The following is a 14,970-nucleotide window of genomic DNA, read 5'->3' on the forward strand; positions in this document are numbered from 1 at the left end:
GATCCAACGGCGACGGGCGGGGTGCGTGGCCTTGACCACGCACCCCGCCCGTCGGACGTCACAAAGGGTTCAGCGCAGGAACGGGTCCACCGCGACCGCCACGAACAGGATCGACACATAGGTGATCGACCAGTGGAACAGGCGCATCTCCTTCAGCTTCGCGCCCGTCACCTCCGCCTTCGCCCGGTTCTGCAGGCCGTGCGCCTCCCACAGCCAGAAGCCGCCCGCCAGCAGCGCCACGAGCGTGTAGAACCAGCCCGTGTAGCCGAGCGGGGTCAGCAGCAGCGAGACCGCGACCATCACCCAGCTGTAGATCACGATCTGCTTGGCGACCACCTTGTTGGAGGCGACGACCGGCAGCATCGGCACGCCCACGCGCGCGTAGTCGTCCTTGACCTTCATGGACAGCGGCCAGTAGTGCGGCGGCGTCCAGAAGAACATGACGAGGAAGAGGATGACGGGCGCCCACGACATGGAGTTCGTGACGGACGACCAGCCGATGAGCACCGGGAGGCAGCCGGCGATGCCGCCCCACACGATGTTCTGCGAGGTACGGCGCTTGAGGATCATCGTGTAGACGACGACGTAGAAAAGAAGTGCGCCGAGGGAGAGCCAGGCGCTCAGCCAGTTGACGGTGAAGCCGAACAGCAGCGTCGACACGACCGCGAGGGTGATACCGAAGGCGAGGCACTCGCGCGGGCTGACCATGCCCGTGACCAGCGGGCGCTGCGAGGTGCGGTCCATGAGGGCGTCGATGTCGCGGTCGATGTACATGTTCAGCGCGTTGGCGCCGCCCGCGGAGAGGTAGCCGCCGACGCAGGTGAGCAGCACCAGCGTCAGGTCCGGCACGCCCTGCTGCGCCAGGAACATCACCGGAACGGTGGTGATGAGCAGCAGCTCGATGATCCGCGGCTTGGTGAGCGCCACGAACGCCTTGACACGGGCCCCGAACGGCCGGTGACTCGAGCTCCTGCTCTCCCCCAGCACCCCGGCTGGACGGGATTCGACGGCCGTCACGCACACCCCTACAGAGACATCCCAGCAAGCCTCACCCGTGTGAAGTCCCGGTAAAGGCTCGCGCGTACCACGCCACTGTAGACGTTGCCCATACCCCGACCTTCGCGGGGGTGGGGTCGTGTTGGGAGGGGCCGTACAGAAGCTCGATCGACAGCTCGATTGAGCACTCGGATGAGCCGCTCCGTATTCAGTTGCCGAATGCGATCTGCCCAGTCGGGAGGCGGATCCCCCGTAGGCCCGGCAGTCTGGAATGACTCGAAAAATTGCACGTACTTACAGGGGTAGGCTCGACAGCGGCCGGTGGGCGTCCAGTGCGCCGGCATTCGACATGCGTGACATGTGGAGAGGAGCCCTGACTCAGGGTGAGCACCAAGCCGACCACCACAGACCTCGAGTGGACCGAGTTGGACCAGCGGGCCGTGGACACCGCCCGCGTCCTGGCCGCCGACGCCGTACAGAAGGTCGGCAACGGCCATCCGGGTACGGCGATGAGCCTGGCGCCCGCCGCCTACACCCTCTTCCAGAAGGTGATGCGGCACGACCCGGCCGACCCGGACTGGGTTGCCCGCGACCGCTTCGTGCTGTCCGCCGGCCACTCGTCCCTGACCCTCTACACACAGCTCTACCTGGCCGGTTTCGGCCTGGAGCTGGACGACCTCAAGGCCTTCCGGACGTGGGGCTCGAAGACCCCCGGGCACCCGGAGTACGGCCACACCAAGGGCGTCGAGACGACGACCGGCCCGCTCGGCCAGGGTGTCGCCAACGCCGTGGGCATGGCGATGGCCGCCCGCTACGAGCGCGGTCTGTTCGACCCGGACGCCCCGCAGGGCGAGTCCCCCTTCGACCACTTCGTCTTCGCGATCGCCGGTGACGGCTGCCTCCAGGAGGGCATCTCCGCCGAGGCGTCCTCGCTGGCCGGCCACCAGAAGCTGGGCAATCTGATCCTGCTGTGGGACGACAACCACATCTCGATCGAGGGCGACACCGAGACGGCCGTCTCCGAGGACACCGTCAAGCGGTACGAGGCCTACGGCTGGCACGTCCAGCGCATCGCCCCGAAGCCTGACGGCGACCTGGACCCGCACGCCATCTACAACGCGATCGAGGCCGCGAAGCAGGTGACGGACAAGCCGTCCTTCATCGCCATGCGCTCGATCATCGCCTGGCCCGCCCCGAACGCCCAGAACACCGAGGCCGCCCACGGCTCGGCGCTCGGCGACGACGAGGTGGCCGCCACCAAGCGCGTCCTGGGCTTCGATCCGGAGCAGTCCTTCGAGGTCTCCGACGACGTCATCAAGCACACCCGCCAGGCGCTGGAGCGGGGCCGCGAGGCGAAGGCCGAGTGGGAGAAGTCCTTCCAGCTGTGGCGGCAGAACAACCCCGAGCGCGCCGCCGAGTTCGACCGCATCAACGCCGGTGAGCTGCCGGCCGGCTGGGAGGACAAGCTCCCCGTCTTCGAGCCCGGCAAGGCTGTCGCCACGCGTGCCGCCTCCGGCAAGGTGCTGCAGGCACTGGGCGCGATCATCCCCGAGCTGTGGGGCGGCTCCGCCGACCTCGCCGGCTCGAACAACACGACGATCGACAAGAACAGTTCGTTCCTGCCGGCGGACAACCCGCTGCCGGAGGCGAACCCGTACGGCCGCACGATCCACTACGGCATCCGCGAGCACTCCATGGCCGCGGAGATGAACGGCATCGCGCTGCACGGCCACACCCGTATCTACGGCGGTACGTTCCTGGTCTTCTCCGACTACATGCGCAACGCGGTGCGTCTGTCGGCGCTGATGCACCTGCCGGTGACGTACGTGTGGACGCACGACTCCATCGGCCTGGGCGAGGACGGTCCGACCCACCAGCCGGTCGAGCACCTCGCGTCCCTGCGCGCCATCCCCGGTCTCAACGTCGTGCGTCCCGCCGACGCCAACGAGACCGCGATCGCCTGGCGCGAGATCCTGGGGCGCTACACCAAGGAGTTCGGCAAGGGCGCCCCGCACGGCCTCGCGCTGACCCGCCAGGGCGTTCCGACGTACGCGCCCAACGAGGACGCGGCCAAGGGCGGTTACGTCCTGTTCGAGGCGGAAGGCGGCGAGGCGCAGGTCATTCTGATCGCCACCGGTTCCGAGGTGCACGTCGCCGTCGAGGCGCGCGAGCAGCTCCAGGCGGACGGGGTGCCGACGCGGGTCGTGTCCATGCCCTCCGTGGAGTGGTTCGAGGAGCAGGACCAGGGGTACCGGGACAGCGTCCTGCCGCCGCAGGTGAAGGCGCGGGTCGCGGTCGAGGCGGGCATCGGACTCACCTGGCACAAGTACGTCGGGGACGCGGGCCGCATCGTTTCCCTGGAGCACTTCGGTGCGTCCGCCGACGGCAAGGTCCTCTTCCGCGAGTTCGGTTTCACTGCGGAGAACGTGGCCGCGAAGGCCCGGGAATCCATCGCCGCCGCCCAGCGCTGACGCCCATATACGACACGTAGGAGATGTAATTCCATGACAGACGCACTCAAGCGCCTCTCCGAAGAAGGCGTCGCGATCTGGCTGGACGACCTGTCGCGCAAGCGGATCACGTCCGGCAACCTCGCCGAGCTGATCGACCAGCAGCACGTCGTGGGCGTCACCACCAACCCGACGATCTTCCAGAAGGCGATCTCGTCGGGCGACGGTTACGAGCAGCAGCTCGAGGACCTCGCCGCCCGCAAGGTCACCGTCGAAGAGGCCGTCCGCATGATCACCACGGCGGACGTCCGGGACGCCGCCGACATCCTGCGCCCGGTCTTCGACGCCACCGACGGCCAGGACGGCCGCGTGTCGATCGAGGTCGACCCGCGTCTGGCGCACAACACCAAGGCGACGGTCGCCGAGGCCAAGCAGCTGGCCTGGCTGGTCGACCGCCCCAACACACTCATCAAGATCCCGGCCACCAAGGCGGGTCTGCCGGCGATCACCGAGGTCATCGGCCTCGGCATCAGCGTCAACGTGACGCTGATCTTCTCGCTGGAGCGCTACCGCGAGGTCATGGACGCCTACCTCTTGGGCCTGGAGAAGGCCAAGGAGCGCGGCCTGGACGTCTCGCTCATCCGTTCCGTGGCGTCCTTCTTCGTGTCCCGTGTGGACACCGAGATCGACAAGCGGCTCGACGAGCTGGGCACCGACGAGGCCAAGGCGCTGCGCGGCAAGGCCGCCGTCGCCAACGCGCGGCTCGCCTACCAGGCGTACGAGGAGGTCTTCTCCTCCGACCGCTGGAGCAAGCTGGAGAACGCGGGCGCCCGCAAGCAGCGTCCGCTGTGGGCCTCCACCGGTGTGAAGGACCCGGCGTACAAGCCGACCCTCTACGTCGACGACCTGGTGGCGCCGAACACGGTGAACACCATGCCGGAGGCCACCCTGCACGCCACCGAGGAGAGCGGCTCGATCACCGGCAACACCGTCGCCGGTACGTACGAGCAGGCCCGCGCCGACATCGACGCCGTCGAGAAGCTCGGGATCTCGTACGACGACGTGGTGCAGCTCCTCGAGGACGAGGGCGTCGAGAAGTTCGAGGCGTCCTGGAACGACCTGCTCAAGTCGACCGAGGCGGAGCTGGAGCGCCTCGCCCCCTCGGAGGGCTGAACCCTTGTCGAGCAGCAACCCGCTGCGTGACCCCGCCGACCGACGGCTCCCGCGTATCGCGGGGCCGTCGGGCCTGGTCATCTTCGGCGTCACGGGCGATCTGTCACGGAAGAAGCTCATGCCCGCCGTGTACGACCTCGCCAACAGGGGTCTGCTGCCGCCGGGCTTCTCCCTCGTCGGCTTCGCACGCCGCGAGTGGCAGCACGAGGACTTCGCGGCCGAGGTCCACGACGCCGTCAAGGAGCACGCCCGTACGCCGTTCCGCGAGGAGGTCTGGCAGCAGCTCATCCAGGGGATGCGCTTCGTCCAGGGCACCTTCGACGACGACGACGCGTTCGAGCGGCTGCGCGGCACCATCGAGGAGCTCGACAAGGCACAGGGCACGGGCGGCAACTTCGCCTTCTATCTGTCGGTGCCGCCGCGCTCCTTCCCGGTGGTCATCCAGCAGCTGAAGAAGCACGGCCTTGCCGACCAGACCGGCGGCTCCTGGCGCCGCGCGGTCATCGAGAAGCCCTTCGGCCACGACCTGAAGTCGGCCGAGGAGCTCAACAAGGTCGTCCACGAGGTCTTCGCCCCGGACCAGGTCTTCCGCATCGACCACTACCTGGGCAAGGAGACCGTCCAGAACATCCTGGCGCTGCGCTTCGCCAACACGATGTTCGAGCCGATCTGGAACCGGTCCTTCGTGGACCATGTGCAGATCACCATGGCCGAGGACATCGGCATCGGCGGCCGGGCCGGCTACTACGACGGCATCGGCGCCGCCCGTGACGTCATCCAGAACCACCTCCTCCAGCTGATGGCCCTGACGGCCATGGAGGAGCCCGCCTCCTTCGACGCGGACGCGCTGGCCGCCGAGAAGACCAAGGTGCTCGGGGCCGTACGGCTGCCGAAGGACCTGGGCCGGGACACCGTGCGCGGTCAGTACGCGGCGGGCTGGCAGGGCGGCGAGAAGGCGGTCGGGTACCTCCAGGAGGAGGGCATCGACCCCAAGTCGAAGACGGACACCTACGCCGCCATCAAGCTGGAGGTGGACAACCGCCGCTGGGCGGGCGTGCCCTTCTATCTGCGCACCGGCAAGCGTCTGGGCCGCCGCGTCACCGAGATCGCGGTCGTCTTCCAGCGGGCCCCGCACTCCCCCTTCGACCACACGGCGACGGAGGAGCTCGGCAAGAACGCGATCGTCATCCGCGTCCAGCCGGACGAGGGCGTGACGGTCCGCTTCGGGTCGAAGGTGCCGGGCACCTCGATGGAGATCCGGGACGTCTCGATGGACTTCGCCTACGGCGAGTCCTTCACCGAGTCCTCTCCGGAGGCGTACGAGCGTCTGATCCTGGACGTCCTGCTCGGCGACTCGAACCTCTTCCCGCGCACCGAGGAGGTCGAGCTGTCCTGGAAGATCCTCGACCCGATCGAGGAGTACTGGGACAAGAACGGCAGGCCCGCCCAGTACCCGTCCGGCACCTGGGGGCCCGTCGAGGCGGACGAAATGCTCGAGCGAGACGGACGGAGCTGGCGCCGGCCATGAAGATAGACCTCACGGACACCACGGCCAGCAAGATCAACAAGGCGCTGGTGCAGGGCCGCCGTGCCATCGGCACGCCGGCCGTCGGCATGGTGCTCACGCTGGTCATCGTGACGGACGAGGAGAACGCGTACGACGCCCTGAAGGCCGCGAACGACGCCTCGCACGAGCACCCCTCGCGCACCCTCGTGGTCATCAAGCGCGTCTCGCGCTCGCCCCGCGACCGCACGCAGTCCCGGCTGGATGCCGAGGTGCGGGTGGGCGCGGACGCGGGGACGGGTGAGACGGTCGTGCTCCGCCTCTACGGCGAGGTCGCGGACCACGCCCAGTCCGTCGTCCTGCCCCTGCTGCTGCCGGACGCCCCGGTGGTGGTCTGGTGGCCGGTGAACGCGCCCCTCGACCCGGCGAACGACCCCCTGGGCGCACTGGCCCAGCGCCGGGTGACGGACACGTACGCCGCGGAGCAGCCGGTACGGGAGCTGACGGCCCGCGCCGACACGTACACCCCCGGCGACACCGACCTGTCCTGGACCCGCATCACGCCGTGGCGTTCGATGCTGGCCGCCGCGCTCGACCAGGTCACCTGTGAGGTGGAGGCCGTCGAGGTGGAGGGCGAGGAGTTCAACCCGAGCTGCGAACTGCTGGCGATGTGGCTCGCGGACCGGCTGGACGTGCCGGTGAAGCGGTCGCTGTCGAACGGGCCGGGCCTGACGGCGGTCCGCATGGCGACGAACACCGGCCAGATAGTCCTGGACCGTGCGGACGGCTCGCTGGCCACGCTGTCGATCCAGGGCCAGCCGGACCGTGCGGTCGCGCTGAAGCGGCGTGAGACGGCCGAGCTGATCGCGGAGGAACTGCGGCGGCTCGATCCCGACGACACGTACGCCTCGGCGCTGCGGTTCGGGGTGGAGCGGCTGAACCCTTCACTGCCCGCGGTTTCGTTCGACGAGCCGACGGCCGCCGTCGAGGAGCCGCCGTCCAAAAGCGGTGAGTCCGCTCCCAAAGGAGAACCGGTCGAGGCCTCTGCTGAAGCTCCCGCACCGGAAACGGCGTCGGAGGCACCGGTGAACGACGCGGAGCAGAAGGCGGCGGCGAAGTGAGCACTCCGCAGCTGGTCGTGCACCGCGACAAGGAACTGATGGCGCAGGCCGCCGCGGCCCGCCTCATCACGAAGATCGTGGACGCGCAGGCCTCCCGGGGCTACGCTTCCGTGGTCCTCACGGGCGGCCGCAACGGCAACGGCCTGCTGGCGGCGCTCGCCGCCGCTCCGGCCCGGGACGCGATCGACTGGGGCCGGCTTGACCTGTGGTGGGGCGACGAGCGCTTCCTGCCGGAGGGCGACCCGGACCGGAATGTCACGCAGGCGCGTGAGGCCCTGCTGGACTCCGTCCCCCTGGATCCGAAGCGGGTGCACGCCATGCCGGCGTCGGACGGTCCTTACGGTGCGGATGTCGAGGCTGCGGCGGAGGGCTATGCGCAGGAGCTGGCCCGGGCGGCCGGCCCCGAGAACCACGGTGCCGTGCCGACGTTCGACGTCCTGATGCTGGGGGTGGGTCCGGACACGCATGTGGCGTCGCTGTTCCCGGAGCTGCCCGCGGTGCGCGAGACGGAGCGGACGGTGGTGGGCGTCCATGGTGCGCCGAAGCCGCCGCCGACCCGGGTGACTCTCACCCTGCCGGCGATCCGCGCGGCGCGTGAGGTCTGGCTGCTGGCGGCCGGCGAGGACAAGGCGCAGGCGGCGGCTATCGCCCTCTCGGGCGCGGGCGAGGTGCAGGCCCCGGCGGCGGGGGCGCGCGGGCGTTCCCGCACCCTGTGGCTCCTGGACGCGACGGCGGCCTCGCAGCTGCCCCGCTCGCTGTATCCCCCGGCTTCGCCCTGAGGGGTTTTCGCCCCCGCCGCCCCTTCCCGTCCCGACCCGGGGGCCAGCCCCCGGACCCCCGCTCCTCAAACGCCGGAGGGGCTGATTTTTCGCCGGCCGGGGTTTGATCATTTCAGCCCGTCCGGCGTTTGAGGACGAGGCCGTTCAGGCCGAAGCGGGGGTCTGGGGGCGGCAGCCCCCAGGGGACGGGAATGGGAAGGGGCGGCGGGGGCGAAGGAAGCTCACTTCACCGACCCCGCCATAACCCCCTGCACAAAGTGCTTCTGGAACGCGAAGAACACCACCACCGGCACCACCAGCGACACAAACGCCCCGGGCGCCAGCACATCGATGTTGCTCCCGAACTGCCGTATCTGTGACTGAAGTTGCACCGTCAACGGCTGCGAGGAACTGTCCGCGAACAGCAGCGCCACCAGCATGTCGTTCCACACCCACAGAAACTGGAAGATCGCCAGCGAGGCGATCGCCGGCCGCCCCACCGGCAGCACCAGCCGCGTGAAGATCCGCCACTCGCTCCCGCCGTCCATACGAGCGGCCTCCAGCATCTCCTTCGGCATCTCGGCGAAGTAGTTCCGCAGAAGGAACACCGCGAACGGCAGACCGTACGCCACGTGGAAGAGCACCACCCCCGGGATCGTCCCGAACAGCCCCAGCTGACCGAAGAGTTTGGCCACCGGCAGCAGACCGATCTGCACCGGCACCACCAACAGGGCCACCACGACCAGGAAGACGGCCTCCCGGCCGGGGAAGTCCAGCCAGGCGAAGGCGTATCCGGCGAGCGCCGCCAGCACCACGACCAGCACGGTCGCCGGCACGGAGATCAGCACCGTGTTCCAGAAGGCCTGCGTCATCCCGGAGTTCTTCAGCAGCGCCGAGTAGTTGTCGAAGGACAGCTGCCCCGGGCTGCTGAACACCGTCCACCAGCCGCTGCTCGCCGAGTCCTGCGAGGTGCGCAACGACGACAGGAACAGCCCCGCGAGCGGTGTCAGCCACACCAGACCGATCACCACCAGGAACGCCTGCACAAGCCCGTTGCCCAGACCTCGCCGGACCACGTTCATCGCGTTCATCGCTGACTCCTCCGGAAACGACGGACGTTGAAGACCATGGCGGGGACCACGAGCAGCAGGAGCAGCACGCCCAGCGCGCTGCCGAGGCCCTGGTTGTTGCCGCCGCCGAAGGACACCAGCCACATCTGGGTGGCGAGCACGGTCGCGTCCTCCTGCACCGGCCCGGGCGCGATGATGTAGACGAGGTCGAAGACCTTCATCACGTTGATCACGAGGGTCACGAAGACGACCGTGAGCACCGGCGCCAGCAGCGGCACCGTGATCCGCCGGAAGATCTGCCACTCGTTCGCGCCGTCCATCCGCGCCGCCTCCAGCGCATCACGCGGCAGCGTCGCGAGACCGGCCCCGATCAGCACCATCGCGAACCCGGTCCAGATCCACAGATACGCCCCGATGATGGCCGGCGTGACGAGCATCGGCCCGAGCCACGAGACGCCCTGGTACGGCTGCGCGAAGTTCGACGCCGGCAACTTCACCGCGTACGAGCCGGACTTCAGCCCCGCGAAGCGGAAGGAGCCGTCAGCCGCCGTCACCGTACTCCCGGCCGTCGTGCCGTCGTCCGCCACCGCCTCGACCTTCATCTGCGGCAGTCCGCTCTCCCGCCGGTCGACCCGGCCCTGCTTCCCGCCCCCGCCGGGGGTGAAGTCCAGGTAGACGACCCCGCGCACCTCGTCGGCCGCGGCTTTGCGGTGCGCGGCGCCGTACGCGGGCTCGGCACCGCCCGGCAGGTCCTTCGGCGCGACGCCGACGAACCCGAGCGCCACCGACTGCCCGGGCGACACGCTCCCGCTCGTCCGGTACGAGCCGTCCGGCCCCGCCTTCAGCCCCTGACCCACGCGGGCCCGTGCGGTCGGATACTCCGAGGTGCCCTTGAAGGCGTCGTGCACCGAGACCACGGCCGCGTTCAGCACGCCCTTGTCCGGGTCCTCGTCGTAGGCGAGCCGGAAGATGATGCCGGCCGCCAGGAAGGACACCGCCATCGGCATGAACAGCAGGAGCTTGAAGGCCGTCGCCCAGCGGACCTTCTCCACCAGCACGGCGAGGATCAGGCCGAGCCCGGTCAGCAGCGCGGGCGCCACGACGACCCAGATGGCCGTGTTCCGTACGGCTTTGAGGGTCGCCGGGTCGCGGAACATCTCGGTGTAGTTCTCACCGCCCACGAAGCGCGTCCCGGACGCGTCGAAGAAGCTGCGGCCGACCGAGAACAGTACGGGGTACACGACGAGCGCACCCAGCAGGAGCAGCGCCGGGAAGACGAAGAGCAGGGCGATGAGCCGGGCCCGGCGGCGGGAGCGCCGGGCCCGCTCGGCGCCCGCGACCGGGGGCGGACTTGTCTCTTTCACCAGAGTCGCGGTCATGGCGCGTCAGCCCTTGTACGCCTTGGCCGCCGCGGCCTCCAGCTGCGCCGCGGTGCCCTTCGGGTTCGACGGGTCGCTCAGGAAGTCCTGGAGCAGCTTCCACTCGCCCGCGCCCTTGGTGCCGCCGAACGCCGCCGGTGCCTGGTCGGACATGTCGAAGCGGACCGAATCACCGGCCGAGACGAGGGACTTGGCGGTGGCGCGGGTGACGTCGTCGCCGTAGGAGTCGAGAGACAGCTTCTTGTTCGGGGACAGGAAGCCGCCGGCCTTCGCCCATACGGCGGCGGCCTGAGGGGTCGCCAGGTACTCCAGGAGCTTCATGCCGGCCTTGGCGTTCTTGCCGTCCTTGAGGACGACGGCCGCGTCGCCGCCGCTGACCACCGGGGCCTTGCCGCCGTCGACCGCGGGGAAGGGGAAGAAGTTCGCGTCCGTGCCGATGGTCTTGCCGAACTGGTCGTGGGCGACCCCGGCGACGAAGTCGCCCTCGTAGACCATCCCGGCCTCCGGCTTGGGCCCGAACACCTTCTCCACCGAGCCCGGGAAGTCGGTGTTGAGGGCCTCCTTCTGGCCGCCGGCTATCAGCTGCTTGTCCTTGAACAGCTTGCCGAGGGTGCCGAGGGCCTTGACCACCGAGGCGTCGGTCCACTTCAGCTTGTGGGCGGCCAGGGCGTCGTACTTCTCGGGGCCGGCCTGCGAGAGGTAGATGTTCTCGAACCAGTCGGTGAGGGTCCAGCCGTCCTGCCCGGCGACCGAGAAGGCGGCAAGGCCCGAGTCGGAGACGGTGTGTCCGGCCTTCAGCATCTCGTCGTACGTCTTCGGCGGCTTGACGCCCGCCTGGGTGAGGGCCTCGGGGCTGTACCAGACCGTCGACTTGTGGGCCGCCTTGAAGTAGAGGCCGTAGAGGCGGCCGTCGACGCTGCCGTACTTCTTCCACACGGGGGCGTAGCCCGCGTCCACGGTCTTCTCGGTGGTGGCGGACAGCGGCGTGAGCCAGCCCTTCTTGGCGAACTGCTGCAACACTCCGACCTGCGGGACCATCACCACGTCGGGCGCGTTGCCGCCTTCGATCTTGCTGCCGACGACGGTGGAGACGTTGTCCCCGGTGGAGATGAACTGCGTCTTGGCGCCGGTCTTCGCGCTGAAGGCGTCCAGTACCTTCTGGAAGTTCTTCTGCTCGCTGCCGGTCCAGACGCCGGCCACGGTGACCGTCTGCCCGCTGAGCGCCTTGTCGCCGCCGCCCGCGGAGACCGGTCCGCCGCCTCCGCAGGCGGTCGCGCCGAGGGAGAGGGCGAGGGCGGTGCAGCTCGCGAGCAGGGTCGTGTGTCGTCGCATCATCGTTGATGTCCCTTCAAGGGGTGGGAAACTGACGAACAATCAGGGGTGGCGGGCCGGGGTGGTCAGAGGTCGTTGATCCACCAGGCCGCCGTCGAACCGGGCAGCACCCCGGCCGTGCAGGGGCCGCTGGAGAGCAGCGGGGTGCCGGAGACCGGCGCGGGCATGGGCGCCGTACCGAAGTTGACGGCGCAGACGAGGCCGTCGCCGCGGGTGAAGGCGAGGACGCCGGGCGGGGTCTCCAGCCAGTCGAGCGTCCCCTCCCCCAACTGGGGCAGTGCGGCGCGTAGTTGGAGGCCGTCGCGGTACAGGTGCCAGAAGGAGCGGGTGTCGGCGAGGGCGCGGTCGGTGGCGTACTCGGCGAAGTAGGAAGGCTGCGGAAGCCATGGCCGCGCGCTTTCGGCACCGGAGGTGAAACCGAAGGGTGAGGCCTGTCCGGACCACGGCAGCGGCACCCGGCAGCCGTCGCGGATGCGGGCGCGGCTTCCGGTACGGCGGAAGATCGGGTCGGTGAGCACGTCGTCGGGCAGGTCGACGACCTCGGGCAGGCCCAGTTCCTCGCCCTGGTAGATGTACGCGGCTCCGGGCAGGGCCAGCATCAGCAGCGCGGCGGCGCGGGCGCGGGCGGTGCCCAGGCCGCTGCCCTCCGGGGCGGGTTCGCCGTAGCGGGTGACGGTGCGGACCTGGTCGTGGTTGTTGAGCACCCAGGTGACGGTCGAGCCCGTGCCGGCGATGTCCTGCATGGCCTCGGTGATGACCTTGCGGAAGGCGTCGGCGTTCCAGGGGGCGCTGAGCAGGTCGAAGAAGAAGGCCTGGTGGAGTTCGTCGGGGCGGACGTACTGGGCGTGTTCGCGTGCGGTCGGCACCGACACCTCGCCGACCAGGAGCCGCTCGCGGCCGTCGCGTGCCGTGTACTCCTCGCACACCGCCCGCCAGTGCCGCCACACGTCGTGCACCTCGGGCTGGTTCCAGGCGAGCGGGTTGACGGAGTCGCGGGTGCGGGCGTCAGCCTCGGGGTCGTCGGAGTCGGGCAGTTCGGGGTGCTTGTAGAGGCCGGCGGCGACGTCGATGCGGAAGCCGTCGATGCCCCGGTCGAGCCAGAAGCGCAGGATGCGGTCGAACTCGGCGCCGGTCTCGGGGTTGCGCCAGTTCCAGTCGGGCTGCTCGGGCGCGAACATGTGCAGGTACCACTGGCCGGGGCGGCCGTCCGGCTCGGTCACCCGGGTCCAGGCCGGGCCGCCGAACATGGAGTGCCAGTTGTTGGGCGGCTGCGAGCCGTCGGCGCCGCGGCCGTCGGCGAAGTGGAAGCGGGCGCGGGCCGCGCTGCCGGGTGCTGAGGCGAGCGCCTCCTGGAACCACGGGTGCTCGCTGGAGCAGTGGTTGGGCACGACGTCCAGCAGCACCTTGACGCCCAGCTTCCGGGCGGCCGCCATCAGCAGGTCGAACTCGGCGAGGTCGCCGAAGAGCGGGTCGACGTCGCAGTAGTCGGCCACGTCGTAGCCGTGGTCGTGCTGCGGTGACGGATAGAAGGGGCTCAGCCAGATCCCGTCGACGCCCAGCTTCTTCAGGTACGGCAGTCCGGCGCGGACCCCGGCCAGATCGCCGATGCCGTCACCGGTGCTGTCCAGGAAGCTGCGGACGTACACCTGGTAGATCACCGCGTCACGCCACCAGCGGTACTTACTCAACATGCATGCATGTTAGGTAGGCATGTCGTGAGGGTGTCAATGAAAGAAACAGAAGCTACTGGTGAGTTGGCATGGCAAAAGCGGACCTAAAGGGGCATCCTGATCCCAGATGAGACTTCCGCGTTACCTAACAAGTAACTAGCGGCTGGAGACGGCCGCCAGCTCCCGCGCCAGCCTCTGCACCGCCGCGGCGGGCGTCTCGTGCCCGGTCATCGCGTCGTGCACGACCGCCTGCACCACCAGGCTGACCTGGTCGTAGCGCGGGCTCTTGGGGCGCGGCGCGGCATGCAGGACGCTCGTGCGCAGGGTCGGCAGATAGGGGAACCGCCGTATCAGCCCGGGGTCCTCGTACAGCGCGGCCCGTACGGGCGGCAGCGCGCCGCGGGTGAGGACCTGGCGCTGGACGGGCTCGCTGGTGAGATACGCGAGCAGGCGCGCGGCGGAGTCGGGGTGCTGTGTATGCGTGTTGACGGCCAGGTTGGAACCGCCGAGGACACTTCTGCCGGGCCCGTCCGGGCCGGGCAGCGGTACGGCTCCGATTCTGCCGGCGACCGGGGAGCCCTTGGCCGAGGCGCCGACGTAGGCGTAGGGCCAGTTGCGCAGGAAGAGCAGACGGCCGTCCTGGAAGGCCTGTTTGGACTCCTCCTCCTTGTACGTCAGTGCCTTCTTCGGGATCCAGCCCTCGCGCACGCCCCGGGCGAGGAAGCCGATGCCCTCGCGGGCTGCGGCCGAGTCCACGGTGACGCGTGCGCCCTCGTCGCCGAGAATGCTGCCGCCCGCGGAGTAGACGGCCTCGGCGGCGTTGACGGTGAGGCCCTCGTAGGGCAGGAACTGCCCCGCGTAGCCGTCGAGTCCGTACTTCGGCGCGATGGTCTTCGCGTCGTACTCCAGCTCGGCCCAGGTGCGCGGCGGCGGAACGCCCTCCTTGGCGAGGATGTCCTTGCGGTAGAGGAGCAGGCCGGCGTTGGTGACGTACGGGACGGCGTACAGATGGTTGTCGTAGGTCGCCGTGTCGACGACCGGCTTCAGGAAGCCCTTCATCGGGAAGCGGTCGGGGGGCAGCGGCCGTATCCAGCCCGCAGCCGCGAACTCCGAGGTCCAGCTGACGTCGATGTTGAGCACGTCGAACCGGCTGCGGTCCCCGCCGCGCAGGTCGGTGACCATCTGCGCATGGGTCTCGTCGGCGGAGTCAGGAAGCTCGACGAGGTCGACCTTCTCGCCGGGGTGGGTGCGGTTCCAGCCCTGGAGGAGGGGGTCGAGGTAGTTGGTGAGATCTCCGGCGGTGGCGAGCGTCAACGGCCCGCGTCCGTCGGCCGTACCCTCCTCGGCGCGCGCACCCGAGGCCGCGTAGCCGGTCATGACCACGACCAGAACAAGGAGGCCCCTACCGGCGGCATGGATCCACCGCATAGGTTCCTCCCTGTACACCGGCGACGGGCATCTTCGCCCGGAGTCAGAGGCCATGTATACCTGTTAGGTATGCGCGATACTAGGGCCTG

11 protein-coding genes are annotated in these 14,970 nt (G+C 69.4%); 5 read left to right on the plus strand and 6 right to left on the minus strand.

Annotated elements, in window-relative coordinates:
- Window positions 1-69 precede the first annotated feature (69 nt).
- On the minus strand, window positions 70-1,023 hold the full coding sequence (locus ABT254_RS15675; protein ID WP_351469272.1) for a heme o synthase: 954 nt from the start codon (window positions 1,021-1,023) through the stop codon (window positions 70-72).
- Between the two features lie 356 nt (window positions 1,024-1,379).
- On the opposite strand from ABT254_RS15675, the gene tkt reads away from it, so the two are divergent.
- Genes tkt through pgl form a run of 5 tightly spaced genes read left to right on the plus strand, consistent with a single transcriptional unit; the run spans window position 1,380 to window position 8,023 of the window.
- A complete protein-coding gene (gene tkt / locus ABT254_RS15680; protein WP_351469273.1) occupies window positions 1,380-3,467 on the plus strand; it encodes a transketolase in 2,088 nt (695 codons plus the stop codon).
- A 33-nt stretch (window positions 3,468-3,500) separates the two neighbouring features.
- Entirely contained in the window at window positions 3,501-4,619 is a 1,119-nt protein-coding gene (gene tal / locus ABT254_RS15685) for a transaldolase (protein WP_351469276.1), read from the plus strand.
- A gap of 4 nt (window positions 4,620-4,623) precedes the next feature.
- Window positions 4,624-6,147, plus strand: a complete 1,524-nt coding sequence (gene zwf, locus ABT254_RS15690) for a glucose-6-phosphate dehydrogenase (protein ID WP_351469279.1) — start codon at window positions 4,624-4,626, stop codon at window positions 6,145-6,147.
- Window positions 6,144-7,244: a glucose-6-phosphate dehydrogenase assembly protein OpcA gene (gene opcA, locus ABT254_RS15695; protein WP_351469282.1), complete on the plus strand. Its 1,101-nt coding sequence runs from the start codon at window positions 6,144-6,146 to the stop codon at window positions 7,242-7,244. Before zwf ends, opcA begins: the two co-directional genes overlap by 4 nt.
- The gene (pgl, locus tag ABT254_RS15700) at window positions 7,241-8,023 is read left to right on the plus strand and encodes a 6-phosphogluconolactonase (protein ID WP_351469285.1); all 783 of its coding nucleotides are present in this window, start codon (window positions 7,241-7,243) and stop codon (window positions 8,021-8,023) included. The genes opcA and pgl overlap by 4 nt, the downstream gene beginning before the upstream one ends.
- Before the next feature lie 221 nt (window positions 8,024-8,244).
- On the opposite strand, the gene ABT254_RS15705 is transcribed toward pgl, so the two are convergent.
- From ABT254_RS15705 to ABT254_RS15725, 5 genes are all read right to left on the minus strand, one after another.
- The gene (locus ABT254_RS15705) at window positions 8,245-9,084 is read right to left on the minus strand and encodes a carbohydrate ABC transporter permease (protein WP_351470151.1); all 840 of its coding nucleotides are present in this window, start codon (window positions 9,082-9,084) and stop codon (window positions 8,245-8,247) included.
- Between the two features lie 5 nt (window positions 9,085-9,089).
- Window positions 9,090-10,451 (minus strand): ABC transporter permease, encoded by a 1,362-nt coding sequence (locus tag ABT254_RS15710; protein WP_351469288.1) that lies wholly within the window; start codon window positions 10,449-10,451, stop codon window positions 9,090-9,092.
- Window positions 10,452-10,457: 6 nt separating this feature from the next.
- Window positions 10,458-11,786 (minus strand): ABC transporter substrate-binding protein, encoded by a 1,329-nt coding sequence (locus tag ABT254_RS15715; protein WP_351469291.1) that lies wholly within the window; start codon window positions 11,784-11,786, stop codon window positions 10,458-10,460.
- A 62-nt stretch (window positions 11,787-11,848) separates the two neighbouring features.
- Entirely contained in the window at window positions 11,849-13,474 is a 1,626-nt protein-coding gene (locus ABT254_RS15720) for a glycoside hydrolase family 13 protein (protein ID WP_351469293.1), read from the minus strand.
- Between the two features lie 135 nt (window positions 13,475-13,609).
- Complete coding sequence (locus tag ABT254_RS15725; protein ID WP_351469296.1) at window positions 13,610-14,881, minus strand: ABC transporter substrate-binding protein; 1,272 nt, start codon at window positions 14,879-14,881, stop codon at window positions 13,610-13,612.
- Between the last annotated feature and the right edge of the window lie 89 nt (window positions 14,882-14,970).

The sequence above is a fragment of the Streptomyces sp. NPDC001137 genome (assembly GCF_040298885.1).
Classification (GTDB): Bacteria; Actinomycetota; Actinomycetes; order Streptomycetales; family Streptomycetaceae; genus Streptomyces.